The organism is Fibrella aquatica, assembly GCF_041321135.1.
Lineage (GTDB): Bacteria > Bacteroidota > Bacteroidia > Cytophagales > Spirosomataceae > Fibrella > Fibrella aquatica.
Genome location: NZ_JBGGWF010000001.1, coordinates 1041427 through 1057162 on the forward strand (window position 1 = coordinate 1041427; position 15736 = coordinate 1057162).

Annotated in this window: 11 protein-coding genes; 6 read left to right on the forward strand and 5 right to left on the reverse strand. The window is 50.1% G+C overall.

The features are described 5' to 3' along the window. Window positions 1–122 precede the first annotated feature (122 nt). Genes scpA through ACAW87_RS03940 form a run of 3 tightly spaced genes read right to left on the reverse strand, consistent with a single transcriptional unit; the run spans window position 123 to window position 4198 of the window. Window positions 123–2315 carry a methylmalonyl-CoA mutase gene (gene scpA / locus ACAW87_RS03930; protein ID WP_370721841.1) on the reverse strand — a complete coding sequence of 731 codons (2193 nt, stop codon included), beginning with the start codon at window positions 2313–2315 and terminating at the stop codon, window positions 123–125. Between the two features lie 3 nt (window positions 2316–2318). Next, on the reverse strand, window positions 2319–2885 hold the full coding sequence (locus ACAW87_RS03935; RefSeq protein ID WP_370721842.1) for a DUF998 domain-containing protein: 567 nt from the start codon (window positions 2883–2885) through the stop codon (window positions 2319–2321). Then, on the reverse strand, window positions 2882–4198 hold the full coding sequence (locus ACAW87_RS03940) for a methylmalonyl-CoA mutase family protein (RefSeq protein WP_370721843.1): 1317 nt from the start codon (window positions 4196–4198) through the stop codon (window positions 2882–2884). Before ACAW87_RS03940 ends, ACAW87_RS03935 begins: the two co-directional genes overlap by 4 nt. Window positions 4199–4354: 156 nt before the next feature. On the opposite strand from ACAW87_RS03940, the gene dnaA reads away from it, so the two are divergent. The 4 genes from dnaA (at window position 4355) to ACAW87_RS03960 (ending at window position 8602) form a co-directional block, all read left to right on the forward strand. Beyond that, the gene (gene dnaA / locus ACAW87_RS03945; protein WP_370721844.1) at window positions 4355–5761 is read left to right on the forward strand and encodes a chromosomal replication initiator protein DnaA; all 1407 of its coding nucleotides are present in this window, start codon (window positions 4355–4357) and stop codon (window positions 5759–5761) included. Between the two features lie 154 nt (window positions 5762–5915). Then, complete coding sequence (locus ACAW87_RS03950; protein ID WP_370721845.1) at window positions 5916–7037, forward strand: AAA family ATPase; 1122 nt, start codon at window positions 5916–5918, stop codon at window positions 7035–7037. Then, the gene (locus ACAW87_RS03955) at window positions 7034–7651 is read left to right on the forward strand and encodes a hypothetical protein (RefSeq protein WP_370721846.1); all 618 of its coding nucleotides are present in this window, start codon (window positions 7034–7036) and stop codon (window positions 7649–7651) included. Before ACAW87_RS03950 ends, ACAW87_RS03955 begins: the two co-directional genes overlap by 4 nt. Window positions 7652–7654: 3 nt before the next feature. Further along, a complete protein-coding gene (locus ACAW87_RS03960) occupies window positions 7655–8602 on the forward strand; it encodes a GNAT family N-acetyltransferase (protein WP_370721847.1) in 948 nt (315 codons plus the stop codon). A 76-nt stretch (window positions 8603–8678) separates the two neighbouring features. Here the strand turns inward: ACAW87_RS03960 and ACAW87_RS03965 are convergent, their stop codons facing one another. Together ACAW87_RS03965 and ACAW87_RS03970 are read right to left on the reverse strand one after the other, a co-directional pair. After that, a complete protein-coding gene (locus ACAW87_RS03965) occupies window positions 8679–9470 on the reverse strand; it encodes a DUF3108 domain-containing protein (RefSeq protein WP_370721848.1) in 792 nt (263 codons plus the stop codon). Window positions 9471–9483: 13 nt separating this feature from the next. Continuing rightward, window positions 9484–10521 carry an aminopeptidase gene (locus ACAW87_RS03970; RefSeq protein ID WP_370721849.1) on the reverse strand — a complete coding sequence of 346 codons (1038 nt, stop codon included), beginning with the start codon at window positions 10519–10521 and terminating at the stop codon, window positions 9484–9486. A gap of 156 nt (window positions 10522–10677) precedes the next feature. Here ACAW87_RS03970 and ACAW87_RS03975 point away from each other — a divergent pair, with 156 nt between their 5' ends. Then, entirely contained in the window at window positions 10678–10965 is a 288-nt protein-coding gene (locus tag ACAW87_RS03975; protein WP_370721850.1) for a YtxH domain-containing protein, read from the forward strand. Between the two features lie 718 nt (window positions 10966–11683). After that, window positions 11684–15736 (forward strand): SdrD B-like domain-containing protein (locus ACAW87_RS03980; protein ID WP_370721851.1); only part of this gene is annotated, 4053 nt, incomplete at its 3' end.

A 15736-nucleotide genomic window follows, 5' to 3' on the forward strand; every position in this document is an offset into this window, starting at 1 on the left:
GCAGTGGCTTTTCTTAAAAAAACGTAAAGAGCGTTAAGCAGAATTGCGCAACATCAGGGCAAACGTAATGAGACGGCGCAGTGTCGCGATATTGATGCCAGCTATTCGAATCAAACCGTTACCTACACCGCCGACCCCATTAACTCGGCCAGGATTTTTTGGGCGGCGATGGAAATGATGGTGCCGGGTCCGAAAACGCCTTTTACGCCTGCGTCGTACAGAAATTGGTAATCACCGGCCGGAATCACGCCGCCAGCAATGACCATGATATCGTCGCGACCAATGGCTTTTAGCTCGTCGATGAGTTGGGGCACCAGCGTTTTGTGACCCGCCGCCAGACTGGAAACACCTACGAGATGCACATCGTTTTCAGCCGCCTGTCGAGCCACTTCGGCCGGGGTTTGAAACAGTGGCCCCATATCCACGTCGAAGCCCAGATCGGCAAAGCTGGTGGCAATGATTTTGGCACCTCGATCATGCCCATCCTGCCCCATTTTGGCGACCAGAATCCGGGGGCGACGGCCTTCTTCCGTGGCGAACTGATTGGTCATTTCCCGCGCAATACGGAAGTTTTCATCATCTGATACCTCTGCCGAATACACGCCCGACACGGAACGAATGGTGGCTTTATGCCGACCAAATACGGTTTCGAGCGCATCTGAAATTTCGCCGAGCGTAGCCCGGTGCCGTGCCGCTTCAATGGCCAGTGCAAGCAGGTTTGCCCCCATCGACCCCGCCCCTAGCCCCTCCCCGTTAGGGAGGGGAACATCCACGGAATACGCCGAAGCGGTACCCCTCCCTAACGGGGAGGGGCTAGGGGTGGGGTTGGCGGCTGCCGCTGTCAAGGCGGCCAGCGCTTCATCTACCTTCGCCTGATCCCGATCGGCACGTACCTGCGCCAGCCGCGCCAACTGTGATTCACGGACCGCCTGATTATCAATATCCAGTAGTTCGATGACAGTGTCAGTGGCTGGTTTGTAGCGATTCACGCCCACGATAATGTCTTTCCCGCCATCAATGCGGGCTTGTTTGCGGGCAGCGGCTTCCTCGATGCGGAGTTTAGGTAATCCCGTTTCAATGGCTTTGGTCATGCCGCCGAGTTGTTCCACTTCGTCGATCAGCGTCCATGCTTTTTCAACAAGTTCGTTGGTCAGGTATTCCACATAGTACGAGCCACCCCAGGGATCAACGGCGCGGGTGATGTCGGTTTCGTGTTGCAGGTACAACTGCGTATTCCGGGCAATACGGGCCGAAAAATCGGTGGGGAGCGCAATGGCTTCGTCGAGCGAGTTAGTGTGCAGGCTTTGGGTGCCGCCCAGCACCGCCGCCAGAGCTTCTATGGCTGTTCGGGCTACATTGTTAAAGGGATCTTGCTCGGTGAGGCTGTAGCCCGATGTTTGGCAGTGGGTACGTAACGCCAGCGATTTGGCATTCTGCGGATCAAACTGCTTCACCAGCGTTGCCCACAGTAATCGTCCCGCCCGCAGCTTGGCAATTTCCATAAAGTGATTCATACCGATTCCCCAGAAAAAAGAGAGGCGCGGGGCAAACTGATCGATGCTCATGCCTGCGGCCAGTCCGGTACGAATGTATTCCAGCCCGTCGGCCAGGGTGTAGGCTAGCTCCAGGTGGGCCGGAGCGCCCGCTTCGTGCATGTGATAACCGCTGATGCTGATCGAGTTGAACTTCGGCATGTGCTGGCTGGTGTACGAAAAAATATCACCAATCAGCCGCATCGACGGGGCTGGTGGGTAGATGTAGGTGTTCCGAACCATGAACTCCTTCAGAATATCATTCTGAATGGTGCCCGACAGTTTCTCCGGCGAAACGCCCTGTTCTTCAGCAGCCACGATGTAGAACGCCATGATGGGTAACACCGCCCCGTTCATGGTCATCGACACCGACATCTGATCGAGCGGAATCTGATCGAACAGGATTTTCATGTCCTCAACCGAATCAATGGCCACCCCGGCCTTGCCCACATCGCCCACTACGCGCGGATGGTCGGAGTCGTAGCCCCGGTGGGTAGCCAGATCGAAAGCTACAGACAGCCCTTTTTGACCTCCTGCCAGATTGCGTCGGTAGAAGGCATTCGAGGCTTCAGCCGTTGAAAAACCGGCATACTGGCGAATCGTCCACGGTTGCCGAACGTACATGCTGCTGTATGGTCCGCGTAAATAAGGCGGAATACCAGCCTGCCAGTTGGCTACGGAGCCAGGTACGTCAGCCATTGAAAAACGTGGTTTAAGCTTAATGCCTTCAGACGTAGTGAAAAGCTGACTGGTAGAAGCAGCAGGAGTTGAGGTCGGTTGCATAGCTTAGAGGAAGCGAAAAGGTAGAAAAATCAGGGAGCCGAACAGCATAATTTCCAAGAAGCGTTGAATGAGTCCACGCCAGGGAAACAGACTACGGACGGATAAAAGTATCGATCCAATCAGAATAATGCTTCCGACTGTATCGAATGGCTGGTCAGGTAGTTGGCTCGTTACGTTGAACAGAAACAGTGCTCCGCCGAGGTATTCTACAGAGCCACCCAGATTATGAATCTGTTGCCGGGTGCTGCCACTCAATGGCGAACCAACATCGCAGGGGAAAAACGCAGCGATCACGTACCCAATTCCAACCGAAACAGACAATCCTGCCAAACCAACCGGGTAAACGGCTGGCGTTTTCAGATGGGTGTAAAGACCCGCCAGCATCAAGAGTACGCCTACTGGCAGAAATACACCATAATTAACCAACCGTTGATCCAAAGCGCCAATTTCACCCAACTCGCTGATCGTGTGACGGATAGGGTTATAGTTTGCCCGGCGCTTGCTGAAATAAAGAATGCCAGCCAGCAGGTATAGACTGGTTAACAAGAAAAATCCAGACAGATAGCTCATTCAAATTCCGAGGCTAATCGCCGATTAGTTACATCTACATCTGTTTGTTTCAACGCAGGTTTAGCTTCTGCTCCCACTTCGTCGTGTCGAAATTTGGTGACGCCAACGAGTACCCGCCCGTTCTGAACGGCATCAACTTTGGCAGCATAGGCCTTGTTTAATTCCTGATGAACGTACCCACTGTCTACCACTTTTGTGAAACCACCCATTTCCTGCACTTTCTGAAACAAGGCCCAGGCGGCTTCTGCTAACTGAAACGTCAGGTTCTCGATATAATAACTGCCCGCCGCCGGGTCGGCCACTTTGTCGAGGTAGCTTTCTGCTTTCAGCATGGTTGAGATGTTGCGGGCAATACGATGGCTGAACTCGCCGGGGGAGTGGTTCAACACCGCGTCGTAGGGGCGGACGGTCAGCACATCTGCCCCGCCTATAACGGCTGCCATGGCCTCGGTTGTGGCTCTGAGCAGGTTGGTGTAGGGGGTGGCCGCGGCTTCGTAAAACGTAGAGGTTTGGCCGTGTATTAGCATAGGGTAACTCGTAGCGGCAGGCCATATCCGGGCAATTAGCACGCGCAACGCTCTCAGTTTGGCCATCTCTACGAAATAGCTGGTGCCAACCGATACAGACACCATTGTTTTAGGCAGCAACTGCTCAACAGAGAAGCCCATTTCGTGTAACTGCGCATAGGTTTCGGTTAGTCGCGCCAGCGTGAACGCTAGTTCCTGTGTGGCAGTGGCTCCGGCCGAATGAAATTCATGGCTGCTGATGCCGATCGTACGGAAGTTGGGCGACGTTACACTTTGACCCATTAGGTCGGTCAGTATGGCAGGGGGTATAGCATCGGTCAGCATACCTCCCCGTAATTGGTAAGGAGCTATCTGACGGAGGTCTGCCATGAACCGGGAAGCATCGACGCCTGGATTCAGCTGAAAAAAAACAGGCGTATCGCTTAGCTTGATGCCGTTGAGTAGTCGGGGCAACGACAATTCATCAGTTATCTGAAGCAGCAACGCATCTGCTCCGGTCAACAGGGCCTCGCGCAGGGTTGTATTCTGATGTTTTTCGTCGCCTGCCACACTATTATAGGCGGGTGCATTCAACCAGCCGGGTATGGATTTTTGCCCGTTTTGTGACATTACAGTCATTGCCGGCGTCATGTCTTCGGCCGTATAGTACGGTTCTACAGTGAATCCTTCGGGCGAATGCCAGCGGAGACTTTCATATATGGTGCTGTCTTTCAGATCTTTTTGAACCTGAGCCAACCAGTCGGCGTGTGTGGTGGGGGCAAAAGGGGGGGAGAAGGAGGTCGGCATAGGTGTTGGCAAAGTCACAGAACAGCCTAAAGATACGCACTGTTTTTTCTCGGTCCGTAATTCGTAAATTGTGCTACTTTTGTCTCCCTTTTGGCGACCGTAACCGCCGCACCACTTAACGTTCAATCAGTGATCACCCCCGTACCACCCGGATCCATGCAACGCGAAGTACAAATTGTCTGGAACAATTGTCTGCGTGTTATTCAGGAAATAGTGCCCGAACCAAGCTTTAAAACCTGGTTCGAGCCGATCATTCCGCTACGGCTCCACGGGAAGGTACTCACCATTCAGGTACCGAGTGAATTCTTCTACGAGTGGCTGGAAGAGAATTTTATTCACGCCCTCAGAAAGGCCCTCGATTACGCAATCGGTCGCGACGGTCAGCTTGAATACTCGATTGTGGTCGATCAGGGCGACGCGCAAAACCGACCCATTGCGGTGAGCATGCCTACCACTAAAAGCCCGCAGTCGGCCAAGCCCGATAACGTCAGCCCGGTACTTCGCTCACCTTTCGCGCTCAAGGATCTCGATTCGCTTACCCTCGATTCGTACCTGAACCCCACCTACACATTTGATAACTACGTAGAAGGTGACTGTAACCGGCTGGCTCGGAATGCCGGTTTCGCCGTAGCCTCGCGGCCGGGGGTAACGTCCTTTAACCCGTTGATGATCTACGGCGGAGTTGGGCTGGGGAAAACGCACCTGGTGCAGGCAATCGGAAACTTCATCAAGAATAATAACCAGGACAAATTTGTCCTGTACGTCACCTCCGAGAAGTTCACAAATCAGTTTTTGAACGCCATTCGCACCGACGGTATCCGGGATTTTACGTCGTTCTACATGCAGGTCGATGTGCTGGTGATCGATGATGTGCAGTTTTTGCAGAAGAAGGAAAAGACGCAGGAGATTTTCTTCCACATCTTCAACCATTTGCACCAATCGGGCAAGCAGATCATCATGACGTCCGACCGGTCGCCGCGTGCGCTCGATGGTCTGGAAGATCGGTTACTCTCGCGTTTCAAATGGGGGCTGACTACCGATCTGCAAACGCCCGATCTGGAAACGCGGATCGCGATTATTCAGAAAAAACTACAGGCCGAGGGCGTTTATATCGATTATGGCGTGATCGAATACCTTGCCCACAGTATCAATACCAACGTACGTGAACTCGAAGGCGTGGTGGTGTCGCTGATGGCACAGGCCTCGTTGAACCGACGCGAAATCGACCTTGATCTGGCCAAAGCCACCTTGCGGAACATCGTTGTCAACGACGAAAAAGAGATCAACATCGATACGGTGCAGGAACTAGTGGCTGATTTCTACAACACCACGATTGCCGATCTGAAGTCGAAAAGCCGCAAGCGTGAGATCGTCTATCCTCGTCAGATCGCCATGTATCTGGCCAAGGAGCTGACCGAGTTATCCTTGAAATCAATTGGTTACCATTTCGGCGGGCGCGATCACAGCACCGTCATTCACGCCATTCAGCTCGTTAACGACCTGCTGAAAGAAAACCCCGAAACAAAAGAGCAGGTAGCTAAATTGAAGGGGTATTTTAAATGACGTTTCAGGTTTGAGGTTTTGGGTTTGATGCGGTCCGCCGCCGCGGTGCGCTGCTTCTCCGGTGTGCGTCTGTAGTACCATGCAACGGAGTTGATAGCGCAGACCACGCTATGCTAAAAATTCGTACTATTGCGTAAACCGATTCCCGCTCGTTATGCTTAAACGCGTCTCCATCCAAAACTTCAAAAGCCTGAAAGACGTAACGCTCGATTTACAAAAAGTAAATCTGCTGATCGGTCCGAATAATTCAGGGAAAAGCAATTTCTTGAAGGCGTTGGAGTTTTTCACTAATACAGGGTTAAATTCTTATACTATTGACGCCTTAACAGAAATAAGTCATAAGCATCTTCAAATAGATATTTCCGCTGAATTTACGCTTTTGCCCGACCCTATGGGGATTATGGCTACAACTTACAACACGGAGCAACACAATTTATATCATTTTAAAAGGTCGTATCGAATTACGTCAGAACCTTTTAATGTAGGCGTTGCAGAGTTGATAAACGATTGGTTCACAAATAGTCTAGGTGCAAAAATAGACGGACAAGTAGAGGGAGGGCATCGACGTGAATTCTTTGATTATGTACGTACCACTGCGTTTAGACCCGATCCTTCTAAACTAGTACACTTTGCAGAACTATCTGCAACAGAGCAATATTTAAATTTCAACTGTTCTAATCTTATATCATTTTATTATTATCTAGATTCATTTTATAAAAGGCATAACGCTAAAGAAGTTCAGGAGTTATTGACTCAGTGCATACCTGAATTTAAATATTTTACATTACCTCCAATTTTAGTTGGAGGTAAAAGCATGTTAGGCTTACGCTTTTTCGATAAAGATGATATTGGGTATTCGACTACCGAAGTATCGGAAGGTGTGATCTACTTTTTAATGATTCTCTGCATCATAAATCAACCGAATCCTCCAAAGTTACTTTTGCTGGAAGAACCAGAGAAAGGAATTCATCCGCGCCGGATATGGGAGGTGATGAAATTCATCTTTCAATTGGCTGAAGAGAAAGATATTCAGATTATTCTGACAACACATAATGAGCACGTTGTCAATGCGTTCGCTTCAATGCCTGAGGCTGTATTTGTATTCGATAAAGACGAAGAAGGAGCAACGCATGTGCGCAATCTTCAACGAGATATTATTGATGTCTCCCACGAGAAAAGTAGGCAGAAAGGGTTAGAACCTATCGATTTTACGGAGAACTTGGGGGATAATTGGCTGTATGGTTTGATAGGTGGTATACCGGCTGACGTACTATGAAAAAGATAAAAAGGCTGGACTATACACTCATTGCGGAAGGGTTTGCTGAGTATGCGTTTATTTCAACTTATCTGAGAGTTATCGCTGAAGGGTATAACGTTCAGGCTGTTCAAAGTCAAATTGCCTCAAAGAACAAGCGACTTGGGAAGTCTAGAGTATTATCAGAAGCGGGTAAATTCTGTACGGCAGCTATCACCGAAGATCATAATCTGGTACTAGTTGGGGTCGATCTTGACAGAGCCGATCATCAAAAAGAGCAGCTACTACATAAGGCAGAATGCAAAAAACTGTCGGAAGCAATGGGCAGGGTCTACATAGATTATGGCGACATAATCGTTTTATACGTGCCAGTTCAAGCCATTGAGCATTGGTTGGCTTATCAGGCATATAAAATAAATCTCATTGACTCTATCACGGCTAATGGTGTAGAGAGTAGACCTCAAAGTGAGCTTAAAAAGGTTCTTTACCGTGGTAAAGAAGATCAGTTCACAATAGAAAAAATAGCCAAAGAAATTGCCAAGAAAGCTGATTTTGATGAACTGGCCAAACAGTCGCGTAGCTTCTGTCATTTTCACGAGCAGGTTAGGGCATTTCTGATCTCTTTTTCACACTAACTTTTGCTCCGCTTCCTGACCCGCCTCCAAATCGATGATGATGCCTGGAATCTGTGCGTGTCAACGGCGAGTAACCCGTTAATATATGGTCATACGTGGTATCTGGATGCTGTAACTGATCTGGCAGATTGGAAGTGGGAAGGGCTTGTTCTCAGTGATGAGACAGGCCAATACGTAGCTGTGTTGACGGTTCCTTTGCGTCGTCGGTGGGGTTTTTGGGTGGTTTATCAGCCTTTTTTCTGCCAGTTTCTGGCACTTTTTTCCGCTCAGCCAATTGATGTTGTTCCGTTTCTGGAGGCTGTTGTCAAGCGGTACTGGTATGCATCGAAGTGGCATCTGTTGCTCAATCAGCCACTTGTGGCGTTGCCTCGTCAGGTACGTTGCCAGATTATGCATACTCATGTGTTGCCGCTGGCTGATGATTCCAGGGTTGGGTACACGGCCGACCGGAATATGAACCTGCGCCGGGCCACTCGCCGAATAGACAACGTACCTGACTGGCGCGTAGAGAATTCAACTGATATCGAACCGTTGATCCGTCTTTTCCGGGAGAATCACGCCGGAGAGATTGGCGTAGCTGAGTGGTCCTACGGGCTGTTTCGTTCGCTTTTCAGTTCCCTGCAACAACGTGGATTGGGTACGTTGCGCTATGCCTGGGCCGATGGGCAGATTGTGGCCGGGGGCTTGTTTGTGGAGCAGCACCAACGCGTTATTTACCTGTTCAACGCGGCGAATGCGGCTGGTCGCCGGTTAAATGCGCGGTCTCTGTTGATTGATGAACTGATTCAAACTTACCCAAAAAAAGCAACGCCGGAACCGACATTGCTTGATTTCGAGAGTCCAGAAAAGCAAAGTGTTGTTGCCTTCTACGAAAGCTTCGGCGCACAACCGCAGGCGTATAGCGTGCTTAGTTGGAATCGGTTGTGGGGGGCAAATAAGTCTACTGTTTAATGTCTAAAGTTCAACGTTGCCTATGAGCGAAGCAACGTTGAACTTTAGACATTAAACAGTAGACTTATTTGAATTCTCATTTCTGAATCGCCAGCTTTTGCTTCAAGCCTGAGTATGATTTGATATCCATGTCGAGCGAGCCGATGGCGAGTTCCACTTCAACTTTTAGGGGTACTTTATTGATATCGTCAGACACCCACATCAGTAGCGCGTCTTCGCCTTTAAAAAAGCCATTCGACGACATAATGGGGCTTAGCTTGATGGTGTTGATCTTACCGAATTTGGTCTTGATCGTTTCTTTTCCCCGGTACTTCACCTTCATGTTATACACCGCATTGTCGTAGAAAGCAGGCAGTTCGATGATGGTACCGATGCCAATTTTATTGAAATCGATGGTACGCAGAAAATAGTAGCTGCTGACCACATCGTGTACATTATCGGGTACTCTAAATAGGTCTTTTTCTGTTTTCTCTTCTGCCTTTACTGTATTGGTGGTATGGTTGAAGGTCACGTTTTCTTCTTTGCGGTAGCTGTTCTCCTGAATATTCGTGTAAAACTTCTGGGGTAGAATAGCCGCTGTATCGATATAAGAGCGCCAGGTATCGCGCACTTTCGTTACCAAATCAAAAGCACCGGTAGTGCGGCCGAACACGTTCACCTGATAGCACGGACGGCCGTTTACAGAGTAAAGCGAATGGGCTACATCAACCCGTGCTTCGGCTGCATTGATGATGCCGTAATGTACTCTGTACTCAATATGTTCGCCCGGTCCAAAACTTGTATTGACAACGCGGCGGTAAGTATTTGCTGTTGTAAAAGCCGCCGTCAGAATAGCCAGAATTGCCAGCGTGATACCCGTTTTCCTCATAGTAATCAGTGTGTTACAAAGACGGATAGGTTTGTTTCAGATGTGTAAGATAACGTGGAAAGTTACCTTTAAATTGAGTAACAAACTCGGTTTTAAACCGGTTCTGTTGCTTGCGATACGTTAGGAACCCTACAAAGTACGCATTGTTGGGCAAGTCAGTTTTAGTCCAGACCCGTCTTTTGCCTGAACGGTTTATCCGTGCGTCTGTCAGCGTATCGGATGATGTCATGATAGCTTCGATCATTTTCCACTTCGTTGCCTCTTTGACGGCCACGGGGGTTGAAGGTTTAAGAAGTCTATAAACACTGTCGAGTTTTTGAGTTCCCCGAAGAATATGGTCATCGTACCGTTCCCAGTATTGGTTAGTAGCCAGATAATTTTGGTAAGCGACTGATTCACGGCCGTATTTCTGCGCCATGAATCGCTCGGCACCGTATTCCCCCACAAAATCGGCCAGATTTTCGTTGTATTCCAGATTATCTTTCACAAACAGCGTGCCGTGAGTCAGCTCATGAATAATCAATTCGGCCAGGCTACCATCGCTTCGTCTCAACATGCTTGATAAGATGGGGTCTTTGAAAAAACCCAGTGTAGAATACGCGGCTACTTCATTGATACGAGTGTCGTAGCCTTCTCGTTTCATCACCGAATCGGCTTTGAGTAGCTTCTGCCGGTCGAAAAACCCTTTGTACGAGAACGTACCCAGAATAGGAAAGACATACTCTGCCGGGGTCAGCTCGTAGCGCAACGACCCCACTAACACCCACATCAGGGGTAGTCCCTGCTGATCATAAAAGGTGGTGAAGTTTTTAGAGGGTTCCAGCTGAAGTGAATCCTGGGCAAACTGCTTGATCTCCTGAATAAGCCTGATTTTAGCTTTGAGCGAATCCGGGTAGGTTGGATCGGCCAGCACCTCGGGGACTGGTTTGGTGTTGAGCATGATGTGCAGTTGTCCTTTTGCCTGCATATACCCGTAGCTGATCAGTTCACGTTGCCAGATACCAAGCGCCAGCAGCACAAGTAGAAAACCCAGGAATAGTCGCCGTTTCATGGGGCAAATCTACAGACAAATGGGGTTGTTGACCAGTACTCTACGTCGGTCAGCCTGCGCGTTCAATTATCCGGTTGCTGCACCGCACAACATAAGAATTTGGGATAATCCCAAAAATTGTCGGTACGTTCGTGGGTCACTAAACAACGCAATACCATGTCTGTCAATGCAAAACACCTGGCCACATTCGTTTTGGGTGCCGCTGCCGGCGTAGCACTCAATAAATACCTGCAAACCGAAGATGGCGAGAAAATGGTGGCCGACCTGAAAGAGAAAGGCACCCAATTGAAATCAGAAGCCGAAGGCGCTATCGACAACGCCCCCGAATATTTTGAGAAACTGAAAACCCAACTGGCGGAATTGTTGAAAACCAACTTTCCCAATGCCGAACAGGCAATCGACGATGTGCTGGGCAAAAAGCCAGATACCGATTTGACAGCTTAGCACTGTCCTGAATGAATTAAAAGCCCACTGACGCACATCAGTGGGCTTTTTTGTGTCTGAGCGAATTAATTCGGAGGAATAGATTGTCAGATTGTCAAAGCTTTTGTTCTGATTTTATTGGCACTGATACGTGTAGTTTTCAGCCTGTACTACATCGCTTCTTCCGGTATAGTGCCGTTGATTAGCTGCTGAAACCAATTGATACCCAGGAGTTGGTGCAGGCAGCACAGCGCGTTGAGAAAAGCCATAAAAAGGTGCCTGAGCAGATTGAACACCTGAAAGGGCAATTAAGTGGTCAGGGTAGAACGCTACCCGAGCGTGTAACGCTGCCGTATTAGAAGAGGATTAAGGCAGAATAGCTTTAGGTAAATCGCCTACCTGAACAATAACTATGCCTAAAAGCGGTAGGCTATGTACATTTAAGGTAGGGTACGTATTGTTTTCAATATATACTAAATATACACTGTGTTTATGCTTTATAATATTAGTGTTTTTATCTTATACGTATTTGTATACAATAAGTATTAATCCTGTAAGTATATAGATTTTATGAGCATGGCATAGTTTTGGTAAGCAGTCAGTCGCACGATCATCTCAGCGGCTGCATATGAAACACATTTTCCCGTCCACATTTTTTGGAAGAAAATACCGGTCAACAGTAGTACAGGTATCTTCCTTGTTAACTCAAGTACTGTTCATATTAACAGGTGTATTGTTTTTGTTGAGTACCTCAGCTCAGGCGCAGGTATCTGGCACAGTATATCGTGAGTTCAAGATGAACGGTGTGGCCGATGCTGCTGTAACGAATACGTTCAGTAGCACCGGTGGTGTTTCTGCCGCCATACAGACTCGCTTTGCCGAAATCGGTCTGACGGGGGCGCTTATCACGGTCTACGGTGACAATGAACAGGTGTTGGGCAACACGACCTCAGCGGCCAATGGGACCTGGTCGGTAGCGGTACCTGGTACCTACACGGGCGCGCAGGTACTGGTAGAATGTCGGTTGCCAACGAGCCTGTCGGCCCTAACCCCTGGGCCGCGAGGTGCCAACAACCGCACTACGGTCATCACTGTACCCCGAAACAGTACCGGCGTTGACTTCACCTTTGGCGTTGGTTCGCAGCATGCGCAGGATAGCCCTCAGGTGGCTTTTGCCTGTTTTGCCCTGCCTCAGCCCAGTAATGCCACTGGTTCTCCTGGTAGCGCCGAACCAATGGTCATTCGGTTTCCATACATCAACGGTGGTCCGCTGACTAACGCTACCCGGGCCGCAGCCAATACAACCACGAGCACTGGTCAAAACTATTACGCGCCTGGTCAGAACCCGCCCGTGACCAGCAAAGCCGTGTTGACTACCTTCGGCCAAACCGGAACCGTTTATGGGCTGGCTTATGACAAACGTCGTAACCGACTGTTAACAAGTGCATTTGAGCGGGCCTATACGGGTATTGGTGCCAACGGAGGTGGGGGAGAGGGCCGCATTTATGTGACTACGCTCGATGCATCGGGCAACGCCACGGCTACCGCGCTCTGGCTGGATCTGGAAACGGCACTTGGCGCCAACGTAGCTGGTGTTGACCCCGCCATTACGCCGAATTTATCGTTTACCAATACGGTAGCCGGTGTTGCCAACCCCGTTACCGTGCAACGCTTCGAGCACAACAAAGTCGGGCATTTGAGCCTGGGTGATCTGGAGTTCTCGGCTGATGGGCGGACCGTGTACGTAGTCAATTTGTTTTCCCGTCAGATTTATGGTATTCCGGTTAACGCAGATGGTACCCCCAATACGGCAGGTATTCGCACATACACGCCAACCAACCCCTGTGGTACTGGCTCGTTTACCGATCCTGCAACGCCTGCCCCTTCTGCCCGCCCTTACAATGCTGTTTTAGGCCTGGGCATTCACCCAGAGAATGGACGTATATATTGTACCGTTACCTGTACTGGTCCGGCAGCGGCCAACCTAACCGGAACCATCTATTCGTTTGATCCTGCTCCAGCCACGACTACATTTCGTCAGGAGGTGCAAATACCGTTGAACTTCACTTTACAGGCGGGCGGTACCGGCACAGAAGGCGTGTATCGTAATGAACCAAACATACCCTGGTCGACCAGCGCCAACAACAGTATTGTTTCTAACGAACTGACGAATAACAACGTAGAGCACGCGTCGCTGGCTGATATTGTCTTCGATATAGAGCCAAATGGCACCACGTATATGATCGTGGGTGGCCGGAACCGGTTTATGGATGCCAACTCAGGAAGCCGAACAACTACGGGGCAGGGTGTCTGGATTGCGTCTAGCAACGGTACTTCGTTCACGCTGGAAAACAACGGCGTGGTGGGAAGCCGGACAACGGCCAACACCCTGACATTGCCTTGGTTCTCGGTGCGTAACGGCAATGGCGTATTCTTTAACACAAATGGTACAGAAGGGGCCTACAGTACAGGTAACCTGATTGCCATACCGGGCTTTACGGAACTGGCAATGGGGGCCGTTGATAACATTCGGTCGGCGGGGAATAACGGGCTTACCTTTTTAAACCGGGTTAACGGGTCGCGTACCCGTGATATTTTGTTGTTGGGAAATCTGGTGACGGGTGAAGTGGCCCGAACAGACATTTATAAAGCCAACGTGTGGGGCGAGGCTGAGGCCCTTTTGGAAGCAGCTCCGCTGGAAGTGGGTAACTACGTTTTTCGGGATTTAAACCGAAACGGAATACAGGACCCCTCTGATACGCCCATTGCGGGGGTCAGGGTATCGCTGGTAGAAGATACCAACGGTGATGGGTTACCTAACGAGCCCGTCAGTGCAACCACGTTGACAGATGCCAACGGCCAGTATTATTTTACGCAAGCCGCGAACGGGTTAAAGTATGATACGCGCTATGTGTTGGTCATAAATAGGGCGTCTGATTTTGCTACCGGTGGCGTGTTGCTCAATGCAATACCCGCACAGGCTAACGTAAGTAGCAATACCAAAGACACGCGCGACTCTGACGGCGAGATTTTGACCGGCAGTTTCGTGAAAACAGCGTTTACAACCGGTGCTCCGGGCGACAACAACCACGTTTTCGATTTTGGCTTTGAACCTTGTTTACCTCCATCGGTGACGTTTACGGCCAGTAGTAATGCCGTTTGCCAGGGGCAGCCAGTGGTATTGACCACAACGGTTAGCCCGGTTGGCGCGTATACCTATACCATTGCCGGTCCGGCAGGCGTAAATATAACGGGTGGTTCTACGGGGACTGCCACGGTAACCAACCTGAACTCGGGTGTCAACAACTTCACCGTGACAGTCAGCAGTGCAACCTGTTTTACAACCAGTGTTGTGTCGGTCACGTCTACTCCGGCTTCGTTGTTGGGTTTGACCACATCGGCTTCGGCTATTTGTGTGGGTCAGGCAGTTACGTTGTCGACTTCATTAGGGGGACTTATTCCGCTTGGCTCTGTTGTTCTCAATACGGTAGGTGCGCTGGGATCGTTGACTCCGCTCACGTCAAATATTCTCAGTCCAACGGCAACAACGACCTTTTTGGCGCAGGTGCCTATATTGGGCGGTTTAGTAAGCAGTTGTCCGGTGACAGTGATTGTGAATCAGCCACCTGTTCTGGCACCGGTAAACGTTTCATTGTGCGTTGGTACACCGCTGAACCTAACCACTTTACTGGGTCAGAATAATATACTAACCGGGCTTATAAACACGTTGCCAGGCGGGGCTAGCTTACCCACTAACTTGACTGTTGGGGCTGGAGTGAATCTATTTAATGTGCTGAGCACCAATCCACTGGGTTGTACTGCCACCACGCCGATCTCAGTCACGGGCGTTCCCAATCCTGTTCTTGCGCCGATTAACTTATCGGTATGCGTTGGGTCTACGCTTGATCTGACCAGCCTGACAGCTTTAACAGAGGTGACCAATGTCTTCCGTAGTGGTGGTCTGCTGGGCTTGGGTAACCTGCTGGGTACACCTACGGCGGTAAGCATCGGTGCCGGCGTGAACCTCTTCAATGTCGTATCGACTAATCCGTTTGGTTGTACCGCTGCCACGCCGATTTCTGTAACAGGCGTTCCGGCTCCTGCCGTAAGTCCGATTAACTTATCACTCTGCGTGGGGGCTAATTTGAACTTAACAAGCTTAACTGGTCTGACGGGTCTGACTAACGTCTTCCGTACAGGTGGATTGTTGGGGCTGGGTGATGTACTAGGTACACCAGCTTCGGTGAGTGTCGGGGCGGGTGTGAACCTCTTTAATGTGGTCTCGACTAACCCGTTTGGTTGCACCACGGCCACACCGATTTCGGTGACGGGTGTTAACCCGCCCGTAGTGGCCCCGATTGCTCTGTCTCTCTGCGTAGGTACGTCACTTGACCTGACTAGCCTGTCTGGTCTGACTGGTCTGACGAATGTGTTCCGTCAAGGTGGTCTCCTAGGTCTGGGTAATGTGTTAGCTAACCCATCAGTAAGTATCGGTACTGGTGTGAATCTGTTCAACGTGGTGTCTACTAACCCATTCGGTTGCACCACAGCTACACCAATCTCGGTGAGTGGGGTGGATGCGCCGGTGGTAGCACCGATCAATCTAAGCTTGTGCGTAGGTACGTCACTTGACCTGACCAGCCTGTCTGGTCTGACGGGTCTGACGAATGTCTTCCGTCAAGGTGGTCTGCTGGGCTTAGGTAACCTGCTGGGTACGCCTACGGCAGTAAGTGTAGGTGCTGGGGTGAACCTGTTCAATGTAGTGTCGACCAATCCATTCGGTTGTACCACG